The following is a 22,443-nucleotide window of genomic DNA, read 5'->3' on the forward strand; positions in this document are numbered from 1 at the left end:
CTTCTATATTCTTATTTATTTACCATCGTGAGTGCTACACGGCCTTTCTTGAAATCCACATCATCAACCCAGACCGTTACAACATCTCCTACGGAAACAATATCTAATGGATGTTTTACAAAAGAATTGCTTAACTTTGAAATATGAACAAGGCCATCCTGTTTGACACCAACATCAACAAACGCTCCAAAATCGACAACGTTTCTTACTGTTCCTTGTAATTCCATCCCCTTTTGTAAATCTTCCAACTTAAGGACATCCTTTTTTAATAACGGCTTAGAAATTTCGTCCCGGGGATCCCTTTCCGGTCGAATAAGAGCGTCACAAATATCCTTTAACGTTAACTCTCCCACACCTAGAGCTTCAGCCGCTTCCTTCATATTCAAGTTTTTAATTTTCTCCCTAAGTTCCTCAGTTCCTAAGTCTGATTGTGATGCATCCAATTGTTTTAGAAGATTTTCTACTTCACCATATCGTTCAGGATGTATGCTTGTTCGATCTAAAGGATGATCTCCATCGATTACTCGTAAGAAACCTATACACTGTTCAAATGTTTTTGCACCTAATCTGGGAATATCCTTTAGTTGTTTTCGATTTGAAAATCTACCTAATTCCTCTCTCTTCTTTACAACATTGTTTGCAACTGCTTTACTTAGTCCTGCCACATATTGAAGAAGAGAAGGTGAGGCCGTATTTACATTAACACCTACCTGGTTAACAACTGTTTCGACAACAAAGGTTAGAGAGTCATTTAATTTCTTTTGGGAAACATCATGCTGATATTGACCAACACCGACTGATTTAGGGTCTATTTTTACAAGTTCAGCTAATGGATCTTGTAACCTTCTAGCAATAGAAACTGCACTTCTTTCTTCAACTTGTAAACCCGGAAATTCTTCTCTGGCAAGATCAGACGCTGAGTAAACACTTGCTCCCGCTTCATTAACAATTAAATAAGAAGTATCACCATTCAATTCTTTTAATATATCTGCAATAAATTGCTCTGTTTCTCTTGAAGCTGTCCCATTCCCTATCGCTACCACTTCAATGTGATATGTCTTTAACACATCCATAACTTTTTCTTTTGCTTGCTCTTTCTTATTAACTGGCGGATGTGGGTAAACAACACCAATTTGAAGCATTTTACCTGTCTCATCTACAACCGCTAACTTACATCCGGTTCGATATGCGGGGTCGACTCCAAGGACCATCTTTCCTTTTAACGGAGGTTGCAAGAGTAGATTTCTGAGGTTTTCTGAGAATATATGAATAGCACGGTCTTCTGCCTTCTCAGACAATTCTTTTCTAATCTCTCTCTCAATAGAAGGTTGAATTAACCTTTTATATGCATCTTCAATCGCACTTATCATTACTTCATTAACTATGGATGTTTTTCGCTTAAGTTCTTCTCTCTTAAGGTACTCAATAATTTGTTCGGCAGGCGGCTGAATAGAAACCCTAATGACTTCTTCCTTTTCTCCGCGATTCAATGCCAATATTCGATGTGGGACAACTTTATGGATAGGTTCTTCATACTCGTAATACATTTCATATACATTTTTTTCATCTTTCTCTTCATCTTTGGCAGAAGAAGAGATTTGCCCTTTACGAAATGTTGTATCGCGTATCCATTGACGGTACTTAGGTTGGTCAGAAATTTGCTCAGCGATAATATCCTGTGCTCCTTGAATGGCCTCTTCAACAGAAGTTACTCCTTTTTCTTCATTGAGAAACCCCTCTGCTTTTTGCTCTATGCTCCCTTGATTAGGCAATGTAAGTATCCATTTCGCTAAAGGTTCTAAGCCTTTTTCCTTTGCAACGGTTGCCTTTGTTCTTCTCTTTTGCTTATAAGGTCTGTATAGATCTTCAACTTGTTGGAGCTTCATTGATGAGTGAATCTCAGCTGCAAGTTGTTCTGTTAACTTTCCTTGTTCATCAATTAGACGTAATACTTCTTCTTTGCGGCTCTCTAGGTTTTGAGTATATGTCCATTTTTCTGATATATCCCGAATTTGCACTTCATCTAATGCGCCTGTTTGTTCTTTTCGGTACCTTGCGATAAATGGTACTGTATTTCCTTCTTCCAGAAGTGAAATCACATTAGACACCTGTTTTAGATTGATTCCCAGCTCCTTGCTAATATGATTCATAATACGTTCTTGTCTTTCTATCATTTTTAATCCTCCAAACAAGACATCTGCTTTTCTATGTAAAAACTTGAAAACACTTATAACCATTTTACCAAATATCTTGCAGCTAATAAAATATGCCCCCAATAAGCTTCGCTTCCTCCCGGGGGCCTTGCGGGAGCAGAATGGAAGGAACCAATTTTCACCTTCTACTATATAAGCAAATTAGATAAACATGGCTTGTCGCCAATCCCTAATGACGAAAGCCTTAGTTTTTCTTATACTATCATCCAAAAAAATTTAAATACTTTCTGATCGTACAAAAAAGCCGACCAGCTAATTCAATAATTAAAAAAGCTGACCGACTATGTATGTTAAATCATCCGTTCTTTTTTTCGTATATATGTCAAGTTGTCGTGATAGATCTTCAACAGAATTTCCTTTATTCAATAATGCTTTTATCCCTGGCAATACTAAGCCATCAGTATAAATGATAAATTTCGAACCTATCTCATAGGAATATGTTTGTGTTCGATATTTTTGTGGTTTACCTGATAAATAACCTAGAATAGGAAGTGGATAAATAAATGCTCCTGAAGGCCCATAAAGCATAAATCGAATATTACCAACAGAACTATACGTAAAACTTTTAGAGTGAAAATCGACCTTTAAGATCGAAACAGTGGCTCCACGCTTATCCTTGAGTTCTTCGTTACACAATCGCATCAGAGCATCCACATCTTCATCATAGTTTTGTTCAACTAATGAGCTAATTGCAGCAGAAGATTCGTTAGCTCGCTCACCACTTCCAAGACCATCGGCTAAAGCACAAATCATAAAGTTATCTGTTGTTTTTATATAAAAGCTATCACCACAACAGGATTTACCTTCCTTAGGTAATTGAAAAGCCAATGTATGAACATGTTCATTAAACTCTTTTACAATCATCTATTTAGCTCCGGCGGCATATCTTTCGAAAGCGCTTCTCTCAACTTTTGAATAGCTCTCCTTTGCAACCTAGACACATGCATTTGTGATATGCCAAGTTGCTCACCAGTTTCTTTTTGACTTTTATTTAAGATAAACGTACATTCGATAATTTCTTTTTCTCTATCAGATAAAACATGCAATACACTTTGTAACATAAGCTTTTGATTTACCTTCTCAAAGCCCTGATCTTGAGAGCCTACAATGTCAAGAATTGTAACCGTACTTCCATCAGAATCCGCTTCAATTGAATGATCAACAGACAAGGCTTGATAGCTTTTACCCATCTCCATTGTTTCTAGTACTTCTTCTTCTGTCACATCTAAGTATTCAGCTATTTCCTGCACCTTAGGTGAACGTTGATTATCATTTGTTAGTTGTTCTACTGCCGCTTTAATTTTCGGTCCTAACTCTTTAATTCTTCTAGGGACATGTACACTCCATGTTTTATCCCTCAAGAATCTTTTAATCTCTCCAATAATGGTTGGGATAGCAAATGCCTCAAACGGCTTACCAACCGTTGGATCATATCTTCTAATCGCTCCTAATAGACCAATCATTCCAACTTGCCTTAGATCTTCATGGAAACTTTTCCCCTTAGAATATTTTTTCGCTAATGTTTCAACTAATCCTGTATAGTGTTCAACAAGGGCTAATTGAGCTGTTTCACTTTCATTTCGTTGAAATTCAAGAATAAGCTCAATTACCTGTTCTTTAGTTAGTTTCATACTTTGAGATGGTTGTGCCATGATCAATTCGCTCCCCGCTTAAATACTTGACCATGAAGACCGTTACTCCAGAATTAACAAGTACACGGACTTCATCCATGAGCGTTTCCATCAAATAGAGACCTAAACCTCCTTCTGGAAGTTGATCAACAGGGCTTGTAGAAGAATAAGGACCAAGTTCATTTTTCGTTTTTTCAAAGTCAAAGCTTTTTCCATTATCAGCAATCATGACTTCAAGACGATCATCGTAAAGACCAAAGCCTACTACTACTTCGCCTTCTTCACTGTTCTTATAAGCATGTTGCACAGCATTCGTACAAGCTTCACTTGTCGCAATCTTTAAATCTTCTATATCATCATATGAATATCCCATTCTACTAGCAATCCCAGAGAGTGTTAAACGGATAATCCCTACATACTCTGGTTTAGCCGGCACCTTCATCTCTATATAATCTACTAGTTGCTTCATTGTACCCCACCTTCTGATTTTGAAGATATATCAATGATGTCACTTAGTCCAGTTATAGTAAATAAGCGTTCCAAACGATCCGACAACTCAACCAAATTCAATTGACCGTTGTTTTTTCTCACACTCTTTAACAACCCAACGAATACTCCTAAGCCCGTACTATCCATATAAGATACATCTTTCAAATTAATCGTAATGTTTGGATCCGCTTCTTCAGCTAATGGCAAAATTGCCTCCCGTAACTTTGGTGCCGTATAGGCATCAATTTCTCCAGCTACGGAAACGACCGTCTGAGCATCAAAATTATTTATATCAACTTTTATATTCATCCGTTATCACCTCGAAAAGAACTTTTATGCTATTACATACCCCGTAAAAAGTTTCTTTAAACCATTCTTTTCATTATTATTAGTGTGAAATCATCTCTCAATTGGAAATCCTGCATCTTTTCAAAATGCCTGTAAATTTTATCCACCATTTCCTGAGCTGATAAATCTTTGTATCGGTTAATCAATTCTGTAATGGCAGATCTTTCAACAAACCCTTCGTCTGTTCGTGATTCTGTTACTCCATCTGATAATAGAACAATCATATCTCCAGGTTGTACCTTGGACTGATATTGCAGGTATCTATAATTTTGATCTATACCTAAAACAAGCCCCTTCGCATCTAAATCTTCAAATGTTTGTGTATCAGCTTTAAAGTAGAAGCCGGGCTCATGTCCTGCTGAGGCATATGTAAACGTATGATCTTCAATATTATACATCCCATAAAACATTGTAATAAACATGCTCGGATCAACGTTGCGTTCAACCACCCGATTTAGATTTTCCAAGATTTGATTCGGATTTTTACGTGATTCAGGAAAGCTATCCATCGCATATTTAATCATCGACATGCACAAAGCCGCAGGAATACCTTTTCCAATCACATCTGCTACTGCAATACTAATTCCTTGATCATCTTGGACAAAGTGATGATAATCTCCGTTCATTTGCTTAGCAGGGACACTAATTGCTCCGATATCTAACGAATTAATACAAGGCACAGTTGTCTCTAATAGAGTTTGCTGAACATTTGCAGCAATTTGTATTTCAGATCGGATCTCAAGTTGCTGATCCCGTAAACTTTGATGCTCCTGATAAGCAAGGCCATATCCCATCATAACCTCAAGCAAAAAGTCCAACGAAGCTAAAACATCCTTTTGTATACCCGGGAAAAGCTCTTGTAATACTTTTCGGTGAGTACTAATAATCTCTTCAGGTGGAATTTGATGTTCAATCGTTTTCCTACTGAATTTTTGACCTTGATATAATGCAGTTTCAGTTTGTTCATTTAAATAGTTTCTAAGTAGTTCCCGATATTTCGGTTCAAGCACATCACGATAATCCATTTACACCCTCCTACCGAAGCCATTTCACCGCCTGAATATTAGTTCCTTCACCTACAGAGGAAGAAATATCAAAGTCATCCATTAAACGTTTTACCCCTGGTAAACCCGCTCCTAATCCCCCGGAGGTTGAGAAGCCGTCTTCCATAACTTTACGTATATCAGGAATACCCGGTCCACTATCAATGGCTATTATTTTTAAACCTTTTTTTCCAAGGTCCTGAATGCGTTCAATGCGCATTTCCCCTTGTCCTGCATATAGATATATATTACGAGCTAATTCGGAAATAGCAGTTGTAATTCGCGCTTGATCAACCGTACCAAATCCAAGCTCTTTAGCAACATTCCGACCTAGTTGTCGAGCTGCTACAATGTCCCATTCGGTGACAATTTTAACACAGGATTGGTTTTCCATGCTTTACTCCCCCAACTCCCGCTGTAATGTTTCAAGACCTTTTTCTAAATCCAAGGCTGTTTGCACATCCTCAAGCTGGATGCCTAACTCGATCAATGTAATGGCTACCGCTGGTTGTATTCCTGTTAAAACAACCTTTGCCCCCATTAATTTCGACATGCTTATCACATCACCTAAAACCTTAGCAATAAAGGAGTCTATAACATCTACAGAAGTAAGATCAATGACTACCCCATTAGCACCTGTTTCATGAATTTTGTGAAGTAAATCTTCTTGAAATTGAAGGGCTGTTTGATCATCTAACTCCCATTGGATTGATATGAGCAAACAATTATATAATTTTAAAATCGGTATTCTAGGATTCATTTGCTATTCCCCCAAGGATACAATTTGACGATTCGTCATTTCTAATGCAGATTCTATTCCCTTTTGCAAACTGTTCTTTGTGATTACTTGACTTAGGTCTATTCCCAAATTCACAATGGTTTGGGCTATCTCAGGTCTGATACCAACTAATAAACACTTTGCCCCAACTAATCTTACAGCTTCAGAAGCTTGAATTATATGATGCGCTACCATTGTATCAACAACAGGTACACCTGTAATATCAATTAGTACTACTTCAGCTCGATGTTTAACAACTCCCTGTAGAAGGTTTTCCATTATGCGCTTTGCTCTTTCTGTATCAATTGTTCCTACTAAGGGCATTACTGTAATATTATCAAACACTGGAATTAGAGGTGCCGACAGTTCTTGTAAGGCTATCTTTTGAAGAGATACCGTTCTCTCCCATGAAGAAGCATATTGGTGCAGAACTTCACTATTTATAGGAGCTATCCAATGATCAAACGCCCAAACTAAACTCATTTTTTCTTCTTCAGTACTATTAATTGTCATCATTTCAAATAATATTTTATTCATGTCAGATAAGCTGGTTGTAAGAAAACGTAATGACCATCCTAGCTGAACAATCTTTTGTGAAAAATCGCCAATCTTACTTGAAGCCTCGTCATCCGGATTCATGAAAGAATGTAGTAATATATTAATATATTCATTGCAAATATTAGTATAAGTATGATCTGAGATAACAGATGATAGCTTTTGATCATCTTCCTTTTTCATCTTTAGTTCCCATTTTTCTATAAGTTCTTCTCTATTACCTTGAATAAACGCCAAAAATGGATTAGAAGCTTGATTCATGTTTCTGATACTCCTCCTTAAAAATTAACGATCATGTCATCATTGTCAATTATACAGTTATTAGAAGTTAAAAAAAAGATATACGCTAAGAACAAAAGCGCAAGCGCTTTGATCAGCCTCAGGCAAATAAGACGCAAATGAATAGAAGACGTTCTTTGTCTTCAATTCATTTGTGGCTTATGACCTCGAGGGGCTAGGCGCTGGAATTCTAAAAACGCGACGTCCTGTCGCAACGACTGCACTTGCATATCCTGCGCTTCGGAGCTGGATGTCGAAGCGCTTATCCACAGTTCAAGAATTTATAATTCCTAAACGTGAACAAAAGTGCAAGCGCCTTGATCAGCCTTAGGCAAATAGATCTTTATACATAGAACTTTCTAATAAAACAAAAAAGGATGCTTTAATTGGCACCCTTTTGTTTTAAGTTCGCGGTTCTATTATTAACATACATTAAAAATCGATAAGTCCTAAGCTTATTTGTAAAGCTTCATCAACTTTATCCATCATTTCATCATCAAGATGGGTAATTTTGTCAGTCAGTCTTTGTTTATCAATCGTTCGAATCTGTTCAAGAAGGATAACCGAATCCCTTTCAAACCCGTAACGCTTCGCATCAATCTCAACATGAGTTGGCAATTTTGCTTTTTGAATTTGCGCCGTAATTGCCGCTATAATGACTGTAGGACTAAAGCGGTTCCCAATATCATTTTGAATAATTAATACCGGACGTACTCCGCCTTGCTCAGAGCCTACAACAGGGGAAAGATCGGCAAAATAAACGTCGCCACGTTTAACAATCAAATGATTAACCCCGCTTACTAAGCGTTCTACGGTATGGTCAGCTTCAGATTCTGCCAAAAATGCTTCAGATGCAATGTTTAAATTAATCTTTGCCATTTCCATGTATCCACGTCGCATAGATTCACGAATCTGACGTTTTTTACGCTCTCTAATATACATTTTTGTCGCTTGATAAATAAGCTCGTTTCTGTTTCCGTTCTCCTGTTTCACCAGTCCATCCAATTCCGATACTAATGCTTGAGGTAACTGAATTAAAATTTCTGTTGTTGCGCTGGATTCAGACACAAACATACACCTCCACCAAACTTACCATCCTATTATATTCATTCCACATTTAATAATAACATTTACTTTACGAGATGCAAAGCATTTTAATAAGAAAAGCATAAGCGCCTTGATCATCGCCGCACAAACTGGAGAAGCATCGACTAAAGATTTAAACACGGTAGGCGAAGCAAACCGATGTTGACTTAAAGTAGGGAGATGATCTGAAGTTTGTAAGGTGATAGGCGTTGGAGCTAGACACTAAAACTTAGTACCAATTAAATATATTTCTTTACCGAATAAAGAAAAGCACAAGTGCTTTAGTCTGCATCCTTGATATTTATACAAAAGAAAAGATCGTGACTACCCTTAAATGTTTACCCTTCTCTATTATCGTCATGTATATTTAATTTATTCATTATCTTGGTGACATTTCAAAAGTTAGGATTCCTTGGACATATTAGTTAAAAGAGGATTGCTTTGTTCCGAAATTTGTTTATCTTTCAGATACGTACGAGGAACACGTGTTGAGATCATACAAGGAATCTCATAATTAATTGTATCAAGTCGCTTTGCAACCTCATCTATTGAAATTTTTTGTCCCTTTTGCTCACCAATCAGCGTTACTTTAGTACCTATAGGCAATTCGTAAGGTAGCCTTACCATACACTGATCCATACAAATTCTTCCTACTAGTGACAAGCGTTTACCATCAATTAATACTTCTGAGTCTTTTAATTTTCTTATCCATCCATCAGCATATCCAATTGGCAACGTTCCAATCCATTCATCTTGCTGCGTCTCATAAGTGGCACCATAGCTAATCTTTGTTCCTTTCGGTACCTTTTTCACATGAACTAATTTCGTTTGTAGACTAAAAGCTTCTTCCAATGTAAAGGGAAGTTTATTTTTCATTTCTACTGAAGGGGATAATCCATACATCGAAATCCCTAGTCTCACTGCATTATATAAGTTTGTAGAAAATTTTAATCCTGTTGCACTATTTGCACAGTGAACAAGTAATTGTTCATGATCAATAACTGATAGAAATTGCTGAAATCTTTCGTATTGGGTTAAAAAATATGATGGTTCATCTTCATCAGCTGTTGCAAAATGCGTGAAGATCCCTGTAATTTGAAAGTATGGTGAAGAATCAACAAACTCAACTATTTCCTTCAACTCATGCTCTTCTCTTACTCCCAAGCGCCCCATACCCGTATCAACCTTAATATGAAGATGAATCCCCTGTGACTCACAATTCTCACTTGCCTCTTTAAGCCATTCAATTGAAAAGCACGTAAGAATAAGATCAAACTTACCGGCAAGTTCAATATCAGCAGCACGAATTGCCCCCAACACCAATATTGGAGCCTTAATCCCTTGTTGCCTTAAAGATATGGCTTCATCTATAAACGCAACAGCAAGCATCGATGCACCAGATTGAAGTGCTGATTCAGCCACTTGCTTTGCCCCATGTCCATAACCATTTGCTTTGACAACAGCAATTAATTTTACTTTTTCACCTATATGTTTTTTCATCCTTCTAACATTATGTTCAATTGCATCCAGATTTACTTCCACCCATGTATCACGATAAAAACCCACTTGCATAACTCCACTTCCTCATCTTATCTTCTAAGAATGATTATCCCGATTAAGAGACAGTAATGTCAAATAATGATGAGAAAAATTTGAGGAAATTGGGTAAAAATATCCATGTGGTAAAATGTGAGGGGTATAAATTGAAGAGAAAAATCGGGTGGATGACCACCCGATTTTTTACTTAGCTGTTTGACCTTGGACTGATTGGGCAACCATTAACATTTCTTCTTCCGTTAAATCTTCTGAGGCTAGCATATAATCTACGCCATCATGTGACCATGTTAAAGAATTCTCTGACATCGCCCCGATTGTAAATCCTAAATCAGCAGGGTATCCATCAACATATGTTGATGCTGAAGCTGATGCCGGTGTCGCAATCTCTGCAGTCTCTTGAATTAACGTGAATGATTTTTCTCCGCCAAAGCTTAAGATCACTCGTTTACCATTATCAGTTTCGACTTCCGTTTCCTCCAGAAGCTTAACACCGTTTGGTTGCTCTAAAGGATACTTTACAGCAAATGGCTCACGGTCTCCTGTTGCCATTGTCGGAACTTCAATTTGAGCACTCGACATATTTTTTTCTACATCAAATGAGTTGTCATCAAACGATGCATTAAATTCAAAGCTTGAAAATTCAACAACAACTAGTGGGTTTCTGTCAGTATCCATAACTTTCACCATTGTAGGAGCTAAATCTTTTTTATTAAACGTAATTTCCTGTGCTGGTAGCATTTTATTATTTTGATAATTTGTTTTTGTTTCAAATACATATTTGTCCTCAGCAGCACTAAATTTCGCTTCTGTATCCTTTAAAATATCACTAACTAATGATTCAAAGAGATATGCTTGACTGCTGTTTTGAGGCCAATCACTTTGGAATCGGAAACTCTTATTAAGTGCTGGAGTTAACACGAATACACCTTCATCATTACGCAAAATCATCTGACTTTGATCTTTTTGCGAATTTTTCAGATTTACTCGATAGTACGTCGGTCCTTTATGCCAAATTTCAATTTCATACTCCTGTGGTTCACTTCCTGTTTGAAGTGTCATTTTTCCCTTTGCTTTGTAACCTGACATTTCTTCAATTTTCTTTTCCAATGCTTGGACGACATCAGCCTGTGATTTCTCCCCACATCCCGCTAGAACTAGTACTGTTAAAAGCCCTACTAATAATAACACCAAGCTTTTTTTCAACTTTTTCAACCCCTTTGCCTCATATAACGTTATACAGGAAGAATGTTCACTAGACCTCATCCCATAACTCTCAAGTTTATCTACAGATGATATCTAAGAAAACAACTTGTCTTCCCTATCGCATTACCCAATATATGAGACAACACTATCGAATATGCAAACTAGCCAGGAAAAAGAAAAAAGAAGTAAGGACTACTTCCCTTACCTCTCTTGTAAAATCACTTGAGCAGCTGCGTATTGGCGCGTATGTGTAATGGAAACAAAAATACTTGGGTTTTCCGGTGTTTCTTTTAATATATTGATGTACGGTTTTCCTTTTTCATCATTAATAACCTCGATATCTTGAAATCCTATTCCCTCACCAATTCCTGTTCCCAGTGCTTTTGAATAGGCCTCTTTAGCAGCAAATCGCCCTGCTAAAAATTCAACCTTTCTTTCTTTCGAAAGAGTTGCGAACTTCTCAATTTCATTCATCGTTAGAATCCGCTTTATAAAGCCCGGTTGGCGCTCAACAATTCTTCTTATGCGATCAAGTTCAATTATATCCAAGCCGATTCCTGTTATCATATGTATAACAACACCTTCCAAACCTATTAATAGTACTAATTGCCATATCTTGTACATATTCGTGTTAGTATAAAACTAATAGTAAAGATAAGAAAAGCGCAAGCGCCTTGATCAGCCTCAGGCAAATAAGACGCAAAGGAATAGAAGACGTTCTTTGTTTTCTATTCCTTTGTGGCTAGACCCTAGAGGGGCTAGGTGCTGGAGCTGGACACCATCACTAAGTACAAAAATTTATACTTTCTTACCTTTTTAAAAAGCTATTCGCCTGCCAGCTTAAAAATAAATAACTGCAAGGAGGACACATGTTTACTAGATCTGAAAACTTTCGTACGTTTCTTCAATTATACCCTGTTGTATCGTTTCTTGTTTGTATTCACATCTTATTTTGGTTACTACTTCAGATACCTATACCTCAACTCAAGATCTTATTAGGTTTATTAGATGGATATAATGCCGGGATTGCAAACGGAGAGTATTGGAGACTTATTACACCTATCTTTTTACATATTGCGTTTGGTCATCTGTTTTTTAATTCCATCTCTCTTATCTTATTTGCGCCAGCTTTAGAGAGAATGCTGGGAAAAGCAAAATTTATTTTGATCTATATCAGCTCTGGAGTGGTTGCCAATATAGCAACGTTTATAATTGAACCGCTTCAATATTCTCATATAGGGGCCTCTGGTGCTATTTTCGGCATTTTAGGTGTATATCTATTTATTGTTGTTTTTAGAAAAGGGCTCATTGATCAAGCAAATTCGCAAATGATCATCAGCATTTTAGTCATCGGTCTTGTTATGACCTTTTTCAATACAAACATTAATGTTGTTGCACATATATTTGGAATGATTGGTGGATTTATATTTGCTCCCTTTGTTATCAGGAAAAGCGCTCAATTTTCACACCAATCCTTTTACAGCCCAAGCTACAGTCGAACTAAATTCAGTCTTAACTTCAGCCCTAAGCATATCATTTGGATTTTGTTTATTATCCTTATTTTACTGGGCCTAATCTTTAGGCTTTTATAGAAACAGACACAGCCAATTGCTGTGTCTGTTTCTTTAATTAGCTTATTAACTTTTTTCATATGAATACCAGTTTATGATCTTTTCCACATCCTGTTGATCAAGATCTTTAACTGTAAAATTGCGTCCCAGTAGTCCTGACTTTATTGTACATTCAAAGGTTTGTAAGGATACTCTTTTTTGAAAGTACGTTGTTTTACTCTTAACAGACTGTAGTCGATTCCGATTAACAAGCACATGTGTTTTGGAAATGATACGGAATACAATATTTAATTGATCTCCGTGATAATTCCATCCTGCATCCTTATAGGTAGCATATCCCCACCAAGCAGCAACAGGTAAAAGAATGATGGATACATAGCCCCAAGGTTGAAGAAAATACGCTACCGGTATCATGACGAAAAGAGCAGGTATTGTCTTTCGGAAACAATAGCGGATCATTGATCTCTTTGGTAATCGATGCAAGTCACTTTGCTGTTTAAAATCCGGTAGAAACTCTAATAAAAGCTGTTCAACGTTTCTCTTTGGTACAACAGGAAATAAAATGGTAGAAAGACCTTCATCCCCTGAATTTCCTCCCGCACTTTCAATATAAATTGTTGTGTATCCTAAGAGCTGTCTTAGAGGATTTTGAACAATTTGGATCGCTTGAATACGTTTTGTTGGAATGGTAATTTGTCTTTTCTCAAAAATCCCTCTGGATATTTTTAGTTCTTCCTCAGCTTTAATGACAGTAAAATAAGCATACTTTAAGACTACACCAATGATACTCAGTATCCATGCGATAAAAAAAGCAATAAAAATTAGAATTGCATAGAGGGTAATACTTGCATTTGTTAAAAAGTCGAAGCGATCGATAACTTGATCATACGGGATAAATTCATCAAATTGAGAAACGAAGGCAGCTACGGCTGAGATTATTACGCCAATTCCACTAGAAGTACTAGCAGCAACTAATAAATCCTTTGTAGTCATTTTATAGGTTGGCTGATCAAGTAGGACTTCTTCTTGTTCATCCTCACTAATCGATAACTTCGATAGCTGCTTATGCTTGGATATTTCCTCCTGAATTCGATCCGCTTCTTGTTTCTTAATAGCAGTTAAACTCACTTCAGCTTCCATTCCGCTTCCAGCCGTTTCAATTTGCAACTTCACCAAGCGGAAAATTTGCTGAATAACTCCTGCGCTTACATTAATGGTTTGGATTCTCTCAATGGGAATATATCTTTTTTTCTTAACGAATATTCCATGTTCAATCCTTAATTCTCCATTTTCAATGATATAGGTGAATTTCCACCATTCTAATATACTGGTCACCACAACGAATAAAATTAGAAGACATCCTCCAATAATAATATATAAATTGAAGGATTCATTACTACTAACGAAAAAGAAGATAATTGCAGGTATAATGTATGACTTTATCATGTTAACAAAGCTCAAAATCATTCCTACAGGATGAATTCTCTTCGGCTCAAACATCATCATCTGTCACCCTTGCTAACCTTGAGATATGATCTCTTAGCTGATCTGCCTCTGCAAGATCAAGTGCAGGTATTTCATGCTTTGTAGCAGCTGTTGAGATTTCAATTGACGCTAATTTATACTTTCTAAGAAGCGGCCCTTGGTGGGTATCTACATGCTGAACCCTTACCATCGGTATTAACACCCTCTTAATAATAAAGAGGCCAAATTGCAAATCAATTTCATGCTCATGAACTTCATATCTCCATACTCGATGTCTGACCTTTGGGACTATAAATATACTAATGATTGAGTAAATCACCCATATCCCAGCTGCACCAACAGTATACCAGTACGACAGCTCAAGAAAATAGGCACCAATCCCCAGACCAATCAAGATTAATAATGATAGTCCGGCACTTATCAAAGCACTAAATCTCCATACAGTTAGCGCCCTTAGACTAATCTGATTTTGCGGTTGTTTCCTCAACCTTCTCTCCCCTTCAAAGCTTAAATTTTAACTATTTTCTTATGCTTTCCAATAATAAAAAAAGAAAATTATCCCATTTTATTATAGCACAGTAAGCTTATATTCTTCAGAGGGGATTTAATGTATTTTAAAAGATGACTGATCTATCCATTCAATGCTTTTTTCCGATTGTAAATCTGTTACCAATTGAAATAAGGCATTATCTTTTTGTTTCGCTTCGATCATACAGTCAATTTGCTGAACACTTCCCTTTACACTATGTAAGAAGTTCAAAAACATGTTTGGATCTATATAATCCGCATGAGCTCTAAAATCTTTTTCATTTTTTGGACTTGAAATATGCATTTTAACTGGTAGTGGAGATGCATGCCAAGTACCAATAACTCTCTCCCACTGCTTCTCCCATTCCGGTTCTTCATGGAAGGCTAAATGATGATGATAGTCAAACACTTGAGGCACTCCAAGCTTTTCACATAAATAAAGGGCATCTTGTAAATGGAACGTTGTATCATCATTTTCAAAAAGAAGCATTCTTTGTAAGGAGGCTGGAATTAGCCCCCAATTATGAATAAACTGTTCTAACGCCTTTATTTTATCGTCATAAGCTCCACCTATATGAATAACACACCGATGTTCAGGATTCACCCCTATGCCTTTCAGCAACATTTCATGCATATGTAATGTTTTGACAGACATTTTCATAATTTCCGGTTTCGTTGAATTCAAGACAACAAAATGATCCGGATGAAACCCAACTCGCATAGGGTGTTGTCCAATAAACTCTGCTATTTCTTGTAGTGGTCCGTAAAGGTTTCTCATGTACTTCCAGTCACTCAGTTCTTCATGATTAGCAAGAGGAATTAGTTTTGAGCTAAACCGAAAAAAGTGAATGTCATGAGCAAGATTATGCTTTAATAACCGCAGACAATTTGAGAGATTTGACCTTGCAATTTTTTCAAGTTTCTTAATAACAGCTTCTCTGTCTTGAATTTTTTGAAATTGAGCATATGTCATCGTCTGAGAGGGAGAGCAATTTTGCAAATTCATACTCATCGCTACATAGCCTAATTGGATAATGGTCATGTTACATTACACCTCTTTAACCCATTTTCCCTTAGCTTCCCCAACTATTAATTTCATATAAAACCAAAAAAGCGCAAGCGCCTTGAACAACCCAGGACAAATAAGGCTATTTAGAATATAAGGTGCTCTTTGCCTTCAATTCTAAATTGGCTTGACCCGCGACGACCTGTCGCAACGACTGCACTTGCACGTCCTGTGCTGCGGAGCTGGATGCCGCTTATCCCCATTACAAAGAATTTTTAGTTTCCTAAGCAAAAAAGACCGAATCTTAATCACGATTCAGTCTTCCTAAACTTATTATTTTGAGTTAGAGTAGCGGCGTTGTTTGTTACCTTGGCCACTTTTATTACGGTCACGGCTTCCGTATGATGAACGGTTTTTTTGTCCATCTCTGCGGTTGAAATCACCTTTTCTTCTGTTGTTGTTAGAAGAACGACCTTTGTTTTTAGATTTAGAGTATGCTGGTGCTTCCTCCGTTAATTTTACTTCAACAGAGTTAGGCTCTTTTGTCATGTATTTGATGGCAGCAGCTACAACTACTTGTGCATCAAACTCTTCTAAAAGCTCTTCAGCTGTACGCTTGTAGAAAGATAAATTATCGTTTTCAATAATTGAGCGCATTTTTTCAACTGTCATCTGTTGTTGACTTTCAATTGCTTCATCAAGAGTCGGTGGCTTCATACGTTCCATTTTGCGTTTTGTTGTGCGCTCGATATTTTTCACAATATCCAATTCTCTTGGTGTAACAAACGTCATCGCCATACCTGTTTTACCTGCACGACCAGTACGTCCAATACGGTGAACATAACTTTCTGGATCTTGTGGTACATCAAAGTTGTAAACATGTGTTACCCCAGAGATATCTAATCCACGCGCAGCAACGTCTGTTGCAACCAGAACTTCTATCGCACCTTCTTTGAACTTACGTAATGTTGACATACGTTTAGCTTGTGTTAAATCACCGTGAATTCCTTCTGCTGTGTAACCTCTTAAAGTTAATGCTTCAGATAATTCATCAACACGTCGTTTTGTACGACCAAACACAATGGCAAGCTCAGGTGATTGGATATCAAGTAGTCTTGTTAAGATATCAAATTTCTTTCTTTCCTGTGCTTCTAAATAATATTGTGTAATATTAGGAACTGTCATTTCCTTCGCTTTTACTTTTACAAGCTCAGGCTCTGTCATAAACTTTTCTGCAATACGACGAATCGGGTCAGGCATTGTAGCTGAGAAAAGTAATGTTTGACGGTCATCAGGTACATTTGAAAGGATTGATTCAATATCTTCAATGAATCCCATGTTTAGCATTTCATCTGCTTCATCTAAAACCATCGTATGAACGTTGTTTAAGCGAATTGTTTTACGATTAATATGGTCAAGTAAACGACCAGGAGTTCCAACAATGATGTGTGGATTTTTCTTAAGAGAACGAATTTGTCTGTTAATATCCTGACCACCATAAATAGAAAGAACACGAGAGCGTTTATGATAACCAATTTTATATAGTTCTTCTGAAACTTGAATTGCTAATTCACGAGTAGGAGCAACAACAACAGCTTGTATATTGTTATTTTTCACATCAATTTTCTCAATAAGAGGGATACCAAATGCGGCTGTTTTTCCAGTTCCTGTTTGTGCTTGCCCGATAACATCCTTCTTCTGCAAGGCTAACGGAATGGTTTGGGCTTGAATTGGTGAAGGTTCTTCAAACCCCATTTTGCTAATAGATTCCATCAATGACGAACTTAAACCTAAATCTTGAAACGTTATTGTCAATGTATTCATACTCCTTTTATATCGTTTGCTGTAAATATTTACAGACCTTATAGGTAATCCAAAATCGTCTTCATAATGAAACGATGTTTATATTCAATCCTAATCTCTGGTCACTACCAGAAACATTAGAAAAACTTGGCTTGTCGACAAGTTTTAATGGCGAAAGCCTTCGTTCTTCTTATACTATCTTCCATATGCTATATGCTTATTAATAGTATAAAAAAAGATTATCAACTGTTGTGTCATCATGAAAAAACAGTCAGGTGTGTTAGAAAACATGTTATATCTTATGACAAAGTTTTCCTTATACATGTTAAACCGTTCTGATTATTTGCAAGAAAAAATGCCCTTTATTAACGAAGGGCAGCAGTTTACCTTATTTAAAGCCCGCAAACACTTTAAATGTAATCATACCACTACCAGCCATGTATTTCAACTTAATGTCAAAACCAGAAAAACAAAATCTGTTAAATATACACCTTACAAAAGACCTAAAAGATCATTGTGTTAGTACTTTATCTTCTTTATATAGAAATTCTTCTACATAGTTTTTTAGGTCTTCATAATCATCTCCGTGACAAACGTGATGCTTTGAACACGGTAATAAGTGTAGCTTTTTTTGTTTTGAAGGAATGCTGTTATATAAATAATAAGCACTTTTCACCGGTACAATTCCATCACACTCACCCTGAATAATCAAAACTGGTATGTTGAGATATTGAAAATAGGGCTTTACTTTCTTCACAAGTTTTTGAAATTCAATAGTAGCTTTAATTGGTGTATGCATGATTTTCTTTTTATACCGGTTAAACAGCTCATTATCTTTAATATTCCCATTCATTAAATCTTTTATCATTTCTTTTGAATCAAGGAAGATTTGTTTGGGATTTACATAATATGCTGCGGCACTAAGCAAAACCAACTTTTGGATATTATAATTAGCTGCTAAATAAGAGGCAATGATCCCTCCCATTGAAAAACCAATTACATACACCTCATCCACCTCATCCATTAAGGTTAAAAGCTCTTGTTCAGCATGTGTAATCCATTCCATATATGTATGCCCCTTTAAGGAAAGAGTTACACCATGTCCAGGCAGGGTTGGCACCTTAACAACCCAGCCTGTTTTTTCCTTAATATAGCTCGCTAACGGCTCAACCTCATAAGGGGCACCTGTAAAACCATGAATAAATAGACAGCCTTTCATAGAATTAAAAGCCTCCTTTGAACGGTATCAGAAAATCCATATTTATCAGTTCCCAATAGGGAATTATTATTAAATAAGAGCGTTCACTACCTCTTCAAGCTTCATCCCTCTTGATGCTTTCACAAGCACAACATCATTCTTTTGAACCAGTGATTTTAACAATGTAATCAATGCACTTTTCTCTTCAAAATGATGAACAAATTCTTGAGCAAAATTTTCTTTTGCCCCTGCAGCTATTTCTGCACCTAAAGGTCCAAAGGTAAAGATATGTGAGATGTTATTTTGCTTGATCGCTCTCCCTACCTCACGATGATATTCTTTTTCTTCCTCACCCAGTTCCAACATATCGCCAAGAACAACAAACTTTTGCCCAAACCCATTTAGGTTTTCTATTAAGTCAATTGCTGCCTTCATTGAAGTAGGACTGGCATTATACGCATCATTAATGATAGACGCACCACTTTTTGCTTCAATTAATTCCAAGCGCATACCCGTAACCTTAATCGATAAAAAGCCTTCCTTAATATCTTCCTTTTTTACACCTAAATGTTCAGCAACAGCATATGCAGCTAAAGCATTCCAAACATTATGTTTTCCTAGGACCGGAATAAAGTATTCCTCATTTCCCATTCTAAATGATGTACCAGTTAGCTTCTGGGTGATCTCTGCCGGATAATAATCATTTGTTGACTTTTCACCAAATGTAGCTGTTTTTAACGATAAGTCTGATACTCTTTCCTGCAGCAAAGGTTCGTCTCCATGATAAATGAACAAGCCCTCTCTTTTTAATCCTTTTGTAATTTCCAGTTTTGCTTCTGCAATTCCTTCTCTTGAGCCCAGATCCATTAAATGTGATTCACCAATATTTGTAATAACCGCTACATCTGGATGAGCAATTTTTGATAAAAGCTCTATTTCACCTTTGCCGCTCATCCCCATTTCCAGTACAGCCACTTCAGTTTCTTCACTCATACTTAATACAGTTAATGGTAATCCAATATGATTATTGAAATTACCCTTTGTTTTATGTACGTTATATGTGGTTTCTAATAGAGATGCCACCATATCCTTTGTTGTTGTTTTTCCATTACTACCTGTGATTCCAACAACTTTTACCTGCAGTTGGCTCAAGTACGATTTCGCAAGTGCCTGCAATGCTGTAAGTGTATCCTCGACAAAAATCACCGGAGCATCTTTTGGTGGATTCTTCTCCGACTTTTGCCAAAGCACTGCTGTGGCTCCATCTTTTAAAGCCTTTTCTCCAAACTCATGACCATTATAAATATCCCCCACAAGTGGTATGAACAAACTGTCTTTTCCAACCTGACGGGAATCTGTTGTAACACCTGAGATGTAAAGGTTCTTATATTCTTCCTCTAAACCATATCCATCTACCATTTTTTCTATATCAAGCAACGATCTTTTAATCATATCCCCACTCCTATTTTGTTAAATGGAAAAAGGAACTGACTGGTGCTTTATTCAGTTCCCCTCATTCATCTTATATAAACGCTTTTTTTATTTTAGAAAGAATGTTTAATTTGTTGTTTTTGCTCATAACGTTCTAATGCAAGATCTACTAACTTTTCGATGAGTTGTGCATATTCTAGTCCCGTGTGCTTCCACATTAGCGGGAACATACTATATGGAGTAAACCCCGGCATTGTATTCACTTCATTTATTAATGCTCTGCCATCCTCTGTTAGGAAAAAGTCTGCACGAACCAAACCTGAACCATCTATTGCTTTAAAGGATGCGATCGCCATTTCTTTAATCATTTCATACTCTGTATCTGTCACATTTCCCGGGATGATTAAATCTGTATCTCCATCTTCATACTTCGCTTTATAATCATAGAACTCTTTTTTCGGAGCAATTTCACCCACAACTGAACATTGAGGTTGATCGTTTCCGATTACAGCAATTTCTATTTCTCTACCTGTAATTGCTTCTTCAATAATAACCTTCCGATCATATTCAAAGGCTTCTTTAATTGCCCCCTCTAATGAAAGACGGTCCTGACATTTATTGATCCCAACACTTGAGCCAAGATTAGCAGGCTTTACAAAGCAAGGGTATCCAAGTCTTTTTTCGATTTCTTCACAAGCAGTTTCCGGTGACTGATCATAATCACTTTTAATAAAAGATACATAGTCTGCCTGTGCTAAGCCTGCCTGAGCAAAGAGGTTCTTCATGACAACCTTATCCATTCCAGCTGCAGATGCTAATACACCGTTCCCTACATATGGAATGTTTAATAACTCAAGAAGCCCTTGAACTGTACCATCTTCACCATTTGGTCCATGCAGAAGTGGGAAAATGACATCAATTTTATCTTGTTCTGCTACAGTTGCAGGAAATAAATCAGAATTAAGAGAAACAGGTGAAATAACATCTCCATTTCCCTGCAGTCTTAATGAACTCACTTCCTTGACAGGCGCATTTAATGCCTTACCTCTTACCCATTCTCCATCTTCTTTAATATATATAGGATGTATATCAAATTTACTCATATCTAAAGCATTTATAACAGCTAAGGCCGTTTGCAGGGAAACATTATGCTCTGCAGACTTCCCACCATAGATAAGACCTAATTTCATTTTCATCTAGATTATCCTCCTCAGTTCTTTCATCATTCTTATTTTATCACTTTAAGGCAAAATTGTTATTAATGATTCCTTTTTTATGTAATAAGTTTTCGGGAAACTTGTCACTGTCACTATATAATCCGTTTACAACCAACATTTTATAGGGTGACACTGTTTAGAATAAGAATTTTCCGAGGAGGTTTTGCCTTTATTTTTGAGCGAAAAACGTAAACACCTTTCCTTCTGATAAATCATGATTGCTACTGGAGTAGTCTGCATAGACTGTTACAGATGAAAACCCTACTCTTTCAAGAATTAACTTAAATTCCTTAATTCCAAACCATGTATATGTTTGAACCTTACTTTCCTTATATGGATTTTGTCCTTCTTTCCAATGTTCTATCGATAAGGTATATGTCGCTTTTTGTTCGATTAAGTCCAGCTTTACAAGTTTAGATTCTCCAACAAACAAGTTATCATTTTTTTCAAGAACTAGGTTTTCCGCTTGCAGAACTGAAAGTTCACTTTGTAAAAAAAGATCAACAATGAAGATACCGCTCTCTTTTAAATGATCATAACTATTTTTCACTATTTTTATTGCATCTACTCTTCTTGACGTTGAAGACACAACTCCAAAAGGAAGGATGACAACTTCATATAACGAGGCTGTTTTGAAATTAGGAAGCATTGCTTGCAGTAATTTTGGAGACTGGCTACCCTCTGTACATTTTTCATAACAATCTTTTTTCCCAGTCTCAGATTCAATGACACCTTCCATCTTCAAACCACGAGCGATAAATAGCGGAAGCAAATGCAAATGATTCTGACCTAATTCAAGGACTTTACCTTTTGTTTCCTTTAGTTTTTCGTAATAAAAATCAACAGCATTACCTAATTCATTTTCCTGTATATACGACTGAAGCGAATCCATAACAAACCATTTCAATCCTAACGTCATCTTTGCATCTCTCCTAAAATACATAAGTACGCTTCTAACTTCCCACTTATACTTGAAAATTATGTAAAAAAACATCAAATTGATATAAGAACAAAAGGTAGTT

Annotated in this window: 22 protein-coding genes; 1 reads left to right on the forward strand and 21 read right to left on the reverse strand. The window is 36.7% G+C overall.

Translation table 11 applies throughout. The annotated features are described in order from the left end of the window. Nucleotides 1-11: 11 nt before the first annotated feature. The 13 genes from AC0L8O_RS21450 to acpS form a co-directional block, all read right to left on the reverse strand. Complete coding sequence (locus AC0L8O_RS21450; RefSeq protein WP_473445210.1) at nucleotides 12-2,174, reverse strand: Tex family protein; 2,163 nt, start codon at nucleotides 2,172-2,174, stop codon at nucleotides 12-14. Between the two features lie 303 nt (nucleotides 2,175-2,477). Next, complete coding sequence (locus AC0L8O_RS21455) at nucleotides 2,478-3,077, reverse strand: PP2C family serine/threonine-protein phosphatase (RefSeq protein WP_026562070.1); 600 nt, start codon at nucleotides 3,075-3,077, stop codon at nucleotides 2,478-2,480. Continuing rightward, the gene (gene sigB / locus AC0L8O_RS21460) at nucleotides 3,074-3,865 is read right to left on the reverse strand and encodes an RNA polymerase sigma factor SigB (protein ID WP_473445212.1); all 792 of its coding nucleotides are present in this window, start codon (nucleotides 3,863-3,865) and stop codon (nucleotides 3,074-3,076) included. The genes AC0L8O_RS21455 and sigB overlap by 4 nt, the downstream gene beginning before the upstream one ends. Further along, complete coding sequence (rsbW, locus tag AC0L8O_RS21465; RefSeq protein ID WP_026562072.1) at nucleotides 3,831-4,313, reverse strand: anti-sigma B factor RsbW; 483 nt, start codon at nucleotides 4,311-4,313, stop codon at nucleotides 3,831-3,833. The genes sigB and rsbW overlap by 35 nt, the downstream gene beginning before the upstream one ends. Continuing rightward, nucleotides 4,310-4,642 carry an anti-sigma factor antagonist gene (locus tag AC0L8O_RS21470; protein ID WP_473445214.1) on the reverse strand — a complete coding sequence of 111 codons (333 nt, stop codon included), beginning with the start codon at nucleotides 4,640-4,642 and terminating at the stop codon, nucleotides 4,310-4,312. Before AC0L8O_RS21470 ends, rsbW begins: the two co-directional genes overlap by 4 nt. Before the next feature lie 56 nt (nucleotides 4,643-4,698). After that, on the reverse strand, nucleotides 4,699-5,706 hold the full coding sequence (locus tag AC0L8O_RS21475) for a SpoIIE family protein phosphatase (protein ID WP_473445216.1): 1,008 nt from the start codon (nucleotides 5,704-5,706) through the stop codon (nucleotides 4,699-4,701). Between the two features lie 10 nt (nucleotides 5,707-5,716). After that, entirely contained in the window at nucleotides 5,717-6,118 is a 402-nt protein-coding gene (locus AC0L8O_RS21480) for an anti-sigma regulatory factor (RefSeq protein WP_026562075.1), read from the reverse strand. A gap of 3 nt (nucleotides 6,119-6,121) precedes the next feature. Then, a complete protein-coding gene (locus AC0L8O_RS21485; protein WP_026562076.1) occupies nucleotides 6,122-6,484 on the reverse strand; it encodes an STAS domain-containing protein in 363 nt (120 codons plus the stop codon). Between the two features lie 3 nt (nucleotides 6,485-6,487). Beyond that, a complete protein-coding gene (locus AC0L8O_RS21490) occupies nucleotides 6,488-7,318 on the reverse strand; it encodes an STAS domain-containing protein (RefSeq protein ID WP_473445218.1) in 831 nt (276 codons plus the stop codon). Between the two features lie 450 nt (nucleotides 7,319-7,768). Then, nucleotides 7,769-8,119, reverse strand: coding sequence for a type II toxin-antitoxin system endoribonuclease NdoA (gene ndoA / locus AC0L8O_RS21495; RefSeq protein WP_026562078.1), 351 nt, complete (start codon nucleotides 8,117-8,119; stop codon nucleotides 7,769-7,771). Nucleotides 8,120-8,824: 705 nt separating this feature from the next. Further along, on the reverse strand, nucleotides 8,825-9,994 hold the full coding sequence (gene alr / locus AC0L8O_RS21500) for an alanine racemase (protein WP_473445220.1): 1,170 nt from the start codon (nucleotides 9,992-9,994) through the stop codon (nucleotides 8,825-8,827). A gap of 168 nt (nucleotides 9,995-10,162) precedes the next feature. Further along, entirely contained in the window at nucleotides 10,163-11,182 is a 1,020-nt protein-coding gene (locus AC0L8O_RS21505; protein ID WP_473445222.1) for a LolA family protein, read from the reverse strand. 201 nt (nucleotides 11,183-11,383) lie between these two features. Beyond that, nucleotides 11,384-11,749, reverse strand: coding sequence for a holo-ACP synthase (gene acpS / locus AC0L8O_RS21510; RefSeq protein ID WP_473445224.1), 366 nt, complete (start codon nucleotides 11,747-11,749; stop codon nucleotides 11,384-11,386). A 302-nt stretch (nucleotides 11,750-12,051) separates the two neighbouring features. Here acpS and AC0L8O_RS21515 point away from each other — a divergent pair, with 302 nt between their 5' ends. After that, complete coding sequence (locus AC0L8O_RS21515; RefSeq protein ID WP_473445226.1) at nucleotides 12,052-12,774, forward strand: rhomboid family intramembrane serine protease; 723 nt, start codon at nucleotides 12,052-12,054, stop codon at nucleotides 12,772-12,774. A gap of 45 nt (nucleotides 12,775-12,819) precedes the next feature. Here the strand turns inward: AC0L8O_RS21515 and AC0L8O_RS21520 are convergent, their stop codons facing one another. The 8 genes from AC0L8O_RS21520 to AC0L8O_RS21555 form a co-directional block, all read right to left on the reverse strand. After that, nucleotides 12,820-14,259: a PH domain-containing protein gene (locus AC0L8O_RS21520; RefSeq protein WP_473445228.1), complete on the reverse strand. Its 1,440-nt coding sequence runs from the start codon at nucleotides 14,257-14,259 to the stop codon at nucleotides 12,820-12,822. Beyond that, nucleotides 14,246-14,725: a PH domain-containing protein gene (locus AC0L8O_RS21525; RefSeq protein ID WP_473445230.1), complete on the reverse strand. Its 480-nt coding sequence runs from the start codon at nucleotides 14,723-14,725 to the stop codon at nucleotides 14,246-14,248. The genes AC0L8O_RS21520 and AC0L8O_RS21525 overlap by 14 nt, the downstream gene beginning before the upstream one ends. 117 nt (nucleotides 14,726-14,842) lie before the next feature. Next, the gene (gene uvsE, locus AC0L8O_RS21530; RefSeq protein WP_473445232.1) at nucleotides 14,843-15,808 is read right to left on the reverse strand and encodes a UV DNA damage repair endonuclease UvsE; all 966 of its coding nucleotides are present in this window, start codon (nucleotides 15,806-15,808) and stop codon (nucleotides 14,843-14,845) included. 297 nt (nucleotides 15,809-16,105) lie between these two features. Continuing rightward, on the reverse strand, nucleotides 16,106-17,587 hold the full coding sequence (gene cshA / locus AC0L8O_RS21535) for a degradosome RNA helicase CshA (protein ID WP_473445234.1): 1,482 nt from the start codon (nucleotides 17,585-17,587) through the stop codon (nucleotides 16,106-16,108). Nucleotides 17,588-18,086: 499 nt separating this feature from the next. Further along, nucleotides 18,087-18,794: an alpha/beta hydrolase gene (locus tag AC0L8O_RS21540; RefSeq protein ID WP_473445236.1), complete on the reverse strand. Its 708-nt coding sequence runs from the start codon at nucleotides 18,792-18,794 to the stop codon at nucleotides 18,087-18,089. A 69-nt stretch (nucleotides 18,795-18,863) separates the two neighbouring features. Then, nucleotides 18,864-20,225, reverse strand: coding sequence for a UDP-N-acetylmuramoyl-tripeptide--D-alanyl-D-alanine ligase (locus AC0L8O_RS21545; protein WP_473445238.1), 1,362 nt, complete (start codon nucleotides 20,223-20,225; stop codon nucleotides 18,864-18,866). Between the two features lie 92 nt (nucleotides 20,226-20,317). Then, nucleotides 20,318-21,400, reverse strand: coding sequence for a D-alanine--D-alanine ligase (locus AC0L8O_RS21550; RefSeq protein ID WP_473445239.1), 1,083 nt, complete (start codon nucleotides 21,398-21,400; stop codon nucleotides 20,318-20,320). Nucleotides 21,401-21,590: 190 nt separating this feature from the next. Then, nucleotides 21,591-22,340 (reverse strand): hypothetical protein, encoded by a 750-nt coding sequence (locus tag AC0L8O_RS21555; RefSeq protein ID WP_473445241.1) that lies wholly within the window; start codon nucleotides 22,338-22,340, stop codon nucleotides 21,591-21,593. Nucleotides 22,341-22,443: the final 103 nt, after the last annotated feature.

Source organism: Metabacillus sp. KJ11-3 (assembly GCF_055808295.1).

Coding starts and splice junctions, on each gene's coding strand:
- AC0L8O_RS21450 (WP_473445210.1), bottom strand. CDS start 2,174: ATGATAGAAAGACAAGAACGTATTATGAATCATATTAGCAAGGAGCTG.
- AC0L8O_RS21455 (WP_026562070.1), bottom strand. CDS start 3,077: ATGATTGTAAAAGAGTTTAATGAACATGTTCATACATTGGCTTTTCAA.
- sigB (WP_473445212.1), bottom strand. CDS start 3,865: ATGGCACAACCATCTCAAAGTATGAAACTAACTAAAGAACAGGTAATT.
- rsbW (WP_026562072.1), bottom strand. CDS start 4,313: ATGAAGCAACTAGTAGATTATATAGAGATGAAGGTGCCGGCTAAACCA.
- AC0L8O_RS21470 (WP_473445214.1), bottom strand. CDS start 4,642: ATGAATATAAAAGTTGATATAAATAATTTTGATGCTCAGACGGTCGTT.
- AC0L8O_RS21475 (WP_473445216.1), bottom strand. CDS start 5,706: ATGGATTATCGTGATGTGCTTGAACCGAAATATCGGGAACTACTTAGA.
- AC0L8O_RS21480 (WP_026562075.1), bottom strand. CDS start 6,118: ATGGAAAACCAATCCTGTGTTAAAATTGTCACCGAATGGGACATTGTA.
- AC0L8O_RS21485 (WP_026562076.1), bottom strand. CDS start 6,484: ATGAATCCTAGAATACCGATTTTAAAATTATATAATTGTTTGCTCATA.
- AC0L8O_RS21490 (WP_473445218.1), bottom strand. CDS start 7,318: ATGAATCAAGCTTCTAATCCATTTTTGGCGTTTATTCAAGGTAATAGA.
- alr (WP_473445220.1), bottom strand. CDS start 9,994: ATGCAAGTGGGTTTTTATCGTGATACATGGGTGGAAGTAAATCTGGAT.
- acpS (WP_473445224.1), bottom strand. CDS start 11,749: ATGATAACAGGAATCGGCTTGGATATAATTGAACTTGATCGCATAAGA.
- AC0L8O_RS21515 (WP_473445226.1), top strand. CDS start 12,052: ATGTTTACTAGATCTGAAAACTTTCGTACGTTTCTTCAATTATACCCT.
- AC0L8O_RS21520 (WP_473445228.1), bottom strand. CDS start 14,259: ATGATGATGTTTGAGCCGAAGAGAATTCATCCTGTAGGAATGATTTTG.
- uvsE (WP_473445232.1), bottom strand. CDS start 15,808: ATGACCATTATCCAATTAGGCTATGTAGCGATGAGTATGAATTTGCAA.
- AC0L8O_RS21540 (WP_473445236.1), bottom strand. CDS start 18,794: ATGAAAGGCTGTCTATTTATTCATGGTTTTACAGGTGCCCCTTATGAG.
- AC0L8O_RS21545 (WP_473445238.1), bottom strand. CDS start 20,225: ATGATTAAAAGATCGTTGCTTGATATAGAAAAAATGGTAGATGGATAT.
- AC0L8O_RS21550 (WP_473445239.1), bottom strand. CDS start 21,400: ATGAAAATGAAATTAGGTCTTATCTATGGTGGGAAGTCTGCAGAGCAT.
- AC0L8O_RS21555 (WP_473445241.1), bottom strand. CDS start 22,340: ATGACGTTAGGATTGAAATGGTTTGTTATGGATTCGCTTCAGTCGTAT.